The organism is Ichthyenterobacterium magnum, from assembly GCF_003610635.1.
Classification (GTDB): domain Bacteria; phylum Bacteroidota; class Bacteroidia; order Flavobacteriales; family Flavobacteriaceae; genus Ichthyenterobacterium; species Ichthyenterobacterium magnum.
Genome location: NZ_RAQJ01000012.1, coordinates 1 through 4732, shown reverse-complemented (window position 1 = coordinate 4732; position 4732 = coordinate 1). Strand labels below are relative to the sequence as shown.

General features: G+C 30.7%; 4 protein-coding genes. All 4 read left to right on the top strand.

Translation table 11 applies throughout. The annotated features are described in order from the left end of the window. Positions 1 to 129: 129 nt before the first annotated feature. Positions 130 to 672: a hypothetical protein gene (locus tag BXY80_RS13825; protein ID WP_120202945.1), complete on the top strand. Its 543-nt coding sequence runs from the start codon at positions 130 to 132 to the stop codon at positions 670 to 672. Positions 673 to 1150: 478 nt separating this feature from the next. After that, positions 1151 to 1918 carry a hypothetical protein gene (locus BXY80_RS13820; protein ID WP_120202943.1) on the top strand — a complete coding sequence of 256 codons (768 nt, stop codon included), beginning with the start codon at positions 1151 to 1153 and terminating at the stop codon, positions 1916 to 1918. 155 nt (positions 1919 to 2073) lie between these two features. Further along, on the top strand, positions 2074 to 2718 hold the full coding sequence (locus BXY80_RS13815; RefSeq protein ID WP_120202941.1) for a hypothetical protein: 645 nt from the start codon (positions 2074 to 2076) through the stop codon (positions 2716 to 2718). A gap of 595 nt (positions 2719 to 3313) precedes the next feature. Beyond that, the gene (locus BXY80_RS13810) at positions 3314 to 4507 is read left to right on the top strand and encodes a hypothetical protein (RefSeq protein ID WP_120202939.1); all 1194 of its coding nucleotides are present in this window, start codon (positions 3314 to 3316) and stop codon (positions 4505 to 4507) included. Positions 4508 to 4732 lie beyond the last annotated feature (225 nt).

Genomic DNA, 4732 nt, shown 5'->3' with positions numbered 1-4732 from the left:
TCCATGATTTTATAAGGAAGAGGCTTATCATAGAATTGTTATCCATTTTATTGTATCTTCGTTATCATAGCTGAACTACGTTTAACCCCTAAGTTGTGCACAAGCTGACAAAAATCGAACTGAAAATTAATGTTGAAATCTGATATCAAAGAAATGACCGAAACTGAACGCCTGAAATTAAAAAAGTGGGACGTTTTTTGGCATTACTCACCAGCGATTTTTTTCTTAACAGTTCCAATAATCAATTTATACTTTATTATCGAAGCTCGTTTAACAAATAATGAAATTGTTTACGAACGAATTATTGATGGACTTGGACTTGTTTGGGTGTTTTTATCTCTCTCTATAATCGGATTTGTATACAAATATTGGACTTTGAAATTTAAAGTGTTAGACCAAAAAGTTGAGTCTAAACATTTTAAAAATGCGATTGAACTTACCGCAAAAGAGTTGGATTGGAGAATTATTAGAAACGAAGGGAATTATTTATTTGCTTATTCTTGGAATACTTTATTTAGTTGGGGCGAACAAATAACTATAATTAAGAAAGGAAATAAGGTATTAATTAATAGTATCTGCAAATTAAATCAACCATCATTTTTTGGCGGAAATCAAAAAAACGTAGATACATTTAAACGGAACTTAAAAGCCAGTGCACAACAACGTGTATAATTAATGGCTAGTTCGAGCTTGCTTACGAAAATCCTCGCGGATTTTCTATTCGGTTTGTATTTGCTAAATTAGTGGCTTAAACACGCCACTAATCATACACAAAACCGATGGAACACATTCGCCAAAGGCGAACTTTAATTACTTCGTGCTTCGCACTCCCGTCCTTAAAGTAAATGTGTTCCATCTTAGGGGTTAAACCAAATTACTAGTTTGAACTAAATATAAGTATATCGCCTTTAGCAAGCTTCGAGCTAAAACGTGTAACATCGTCGGTTAAAAGTAATTTGGTACAGCTTCTCTAACTCCCAATAAAATAAAATGGCAATTTACGATGATTAACATCATCTAATTGATGAACAATTCCATGATTTTATATGGAAGAGGCTTATCATAGAATTGTTATCCATTTTATTGTATCTTCGTTATCATAGCTGAACTACGTTTAACCCCTAAGTTGGCATTCATTTTTAGACGACTTATGAAACATATATATTACATTATAATTTTCACCTGTATTTTAAATTGTAATGCCCAAAAATCAGAATCAAAAGTTGAGATATTTGATATGTCCGAATTTGAATATCCTGAATTGATTTCTGATTTTATTTCATCCGAATGGGAAAAAGTATTTAAAGCGAAAGACAGTTTACTCAATATCGGAAAACCTATAATTCCTGATTTACTAAAGTTAATGAACAATCCAAAAGCATTTGAAAAGCTGCAAAACACAGCGGATTTAATTTATCCAGGTGCAACTGAATTTTGGGGACATGGTTGGGTAATTGACTATGATATAGACTGGATTGCAATTCGTGCTGGCTGGGCAATGGAAAATCTTACGTCACAATATTTCGGATTTACAGAAAATGTGATAACAGAAAAAGAACTAATGGAATTGCATAAAGACAATTATGCAGATTACATCAATACAGGCAAGCACAATGTGAATTTTAAAAGGCAAAAGTTTAAAGAATTAGATGTTATAATTGATAGGGCAAAAGAATGGTGGAAAAATAGAGAAGAAAATTGGACACCTTTAATTGGGTTAAAAGAGGCGATTTTTAGTAATGAAATTTATAGACAATTAGATGCAATTCAACAGATGCGTTATCCACGTTTTGTAATTAAAGGTTTTACTCAAGAATGGTTTGACAGAGAACTTAAGTCAAGAATAATAGAATTAAATAAGTCTGGCTACGACGAACTGAAATTGCAAACAGAGTATTTGTTGAAGAAAAGAATATAAAACGAAATGCCAACAACGTGTATAATTAATTACTTCTGAATTTCCACATCGGAAATTCCTCGGAATTAATTAACTTGTGTCTTCATCGGAAAATCGTAACCGATTTCCCGTAACATAATCATACACGAACACGTTGTAAAACATTTACCCAAACAATGAAAATTGGAATTTTAACGATATTATTTCTTGTTTTTTTTAGTTGCAAAGATGTAACTGAAAGAAAATCCAATGAATCGAATTCGGACAGATTTGAATTGGTTCCTGAACCAGATAAAGCTGAAAAAGAAAAGTATCTGAAAAATCAAAATCTGATTTCTTTACTTGAAAATCCAATCGAATTACAAAAATTTAAAAAATCAAAAGACAGAAATTACACTACCACAGGCGTAAGCAATGGAACAGATTACTACTTTGAGCCAAAAATTAAAGATTCAATATTCTATACTTATAATTATCCTATTGAAAATTTTACTGACTCAAAAAGAATTGACCAAATAGTAGTGTTTAAACACGGAAAGAACAAACATACTTACGAAGACGAAACTGAAATTCTGATTGAATTAAGAATTTTTAATAAGGATTTGGATTTAGGGAAAGCTAATCTCATTGGACTAACAAAGACGGAATTGGAATCTGAATTCGGAGTAGACTATCTGAATTTTGAGAATGGAATTGCCTACTCGAATAAAAACAGAATTTTGATTTTGGAACTTGAAAATTCTAAAGTAAAATCCTATCGATATATAAAACTGAATACCGAAAAAGTCGACAAAGATTTAATCGGAGAAATAATGAAATAAAAACGTTTTACAACACCGTGTATAATTCATTGCTAGTTATAGCCTACTTACGAAAGTCCTCGCGTACTTTCTATCTGTGATTTATTTGCTAACTTTATTGCTTAAACACGCAACGAAATCATACACAAACACGATGGAACACATTCGCCAAAGGCGAACTTTAATTACTTCGTGCTTCGCACTCCCATCCTTAAAGTAAATGTGTTCCATCTTAGGGGTTAAACCAAATTACTAGTTAGAACTAAATATAAGTATATCGCCTTTAGCAAGCTTCGAGCTAAAACGTGTAACATCGTCGGTTAAAAGTAATTTGGTACAGCTTCTCTAACTCCCAATAAAATAAAATGGCAATTAACGATGATTAACATCTTCTAATTGATGAACAATTCCATGATTTTATAAGGAAGAGGCTTATCATAGAATTGTTATCCATTTTATTGTATCTTCGTTATCATAGCTGAACTACGTTTAACCCCTAAGTTGTAATGCATTTGCCTAAACCAACAAACCACTTTACTTCCAAAATAGATAGACTAACTAATTAGACTTATTAAAATTATAAAATGAGAGTTAGATTTGTAGAAAATAATCAACTATGACCAAAAAATATACCATCGTACTCTTAATTCTACTCGTTTCCTCATATTCGTTTTCCCAACAAAAGGATACGATTTATGGAAAAGTAAAATCGATTAGAGAACAACTTTCATTTCTGAAAGAAAATCATCAAAACAGAAAATTATTTAGTTCAGAAGGAGATTATGGGCATAACGGATTTATGAATGCGGAATACACTTTTAGTAGATTCCATAATTGGTGGTACAATACTTATTGGGTTCACTACATTAATTATTATAAAGAGTTTGACCAAGACAATAAAGTACTAAAAGAAATATGGTTTAATAAAAAACAAGATACAATTCGCTATAATGAATATTCTTACAATCAATTAGGTGAAATTAATACTCATAAATACAATTCTTACCAAGAATCTAATTCAAGTTATACTTACGATGAAAATAATAATCTCATACTCATAAAAACAATAAGTGCTGATAGTAGTTATTCTACACAAAAATATAAATACAATAATGATAACTTGGTTTCGGAATATGAATACTATAATTCCGATTATCCAAAAGAGATTAGAAGAACAGAAAAATACTATGATTCAGTTGGTAACCTAATTGAAATTAGAAACTTTGACGAACACGGAACTGATTACGGAACGCTATATAATTACGATGATAAAAATAGAAAAATTAAAACAATAAATCATTCACCATTTATTTGGGTAAAGACAAAAAAAGGTAGCAGACAGAAACGAACTGAAAAAGGAAGCGATATGATAAGTCGTGAATTTGTGTATGATGAAAAAGATAGAATCATAGAGAAATATTCATACAATCCTGACTTTAAAGACAAGAACACACCTGTCTTATACAAAAAAGAAATATCAATATACGACAATAATTTATTATCTGAATTTTATTATTATGATGGTAATGACTCTATTACTAGTTTTAAAAAGTATGAGTACGATGAAAATCAAAGAAAAGTAAAAGAAACATTCACTTTTCCTAAATATCCAGATAACAACCAAAATTTAGTATTTTCATATGATTATCACGAATTCCCAATCGAACTTATCTATATCGATGAACGCGGAACACATAAGGTAGAATTTGAATACATATTTGACGATAAAAATAATTGGATTAAACAGACAAAAATTATTAATGGAGAAAGACTATTTGAATGGACCAGGAAAATAGAATATTTTGAATAAAAACGCATTACAACACCGTATATAATTTATTGCTGGTTCTAGCCTACTTACGAAAATCCTCGCGGATTTTCTATTCGGTTTTTATTTGCTAAATTTAGTGCTTAAACCACGCAACAAACCATATACAAACACGATGGAACACATTCGCCAAAGGCGAACTTTAATTACTTCGTGCTTCGCACTCCCGTCCTTAAAGTAAATGTGTTCCATCTTAGGGGTTAAACC